This window comes from Sinomicrobium pectinilyticum (assembly GCF_003725735.1).
Classification (GTDB): Bacteria; Bacteroidota; Bacteroidia; order Flavobacteriales; family Flavobacteriaceae; genus Sinomicrobium; species Sinomicrobium pectinilyticum.
Genome location: NZ_RJTM01000163.1, coordinates 1 through 230, shown reverse-complemented (window position 1 = coordinate 230; position 230 = coordinate 1). Strand labels below are relative to the sequence as shown.

The following is a 230-nucleotide window of genomic DNA, read 5'->3' as shown; positions in this document are numbered from 1 at the left end:
CAACAGCTGTCCAGTTGCTTATCGTCGTGCCGGCGGGGGCTGTGTCCACAACATTCACCTGCTCGGCAACACTGGGACCGTTATTGGTCACAGTGATCGTATATTCCACAGACTCTCCGGGGATAAATTCTGTTTGTCCGGCATCACTTGTCACTTTTACCGTAACAATATCAGCCTGGGGGGTTGGTTCCAGCGGTGGCGTCTCACAATCCGGGCAATCCGGATCGGGA

General features: G+C 54.3%; 1 protein-coding gene. It reads right to left on the bottom strand.

All coding sequences use genetic code 11. The features are described from left to right. A partial coding sequence (locus ED312_RS21175) for a DUF11 domain-containing protein (RefSeq protein ID WP_148044346.1) occupies positions 1 to 230 on the bottom strand: 230 nt, incomplete at both ends.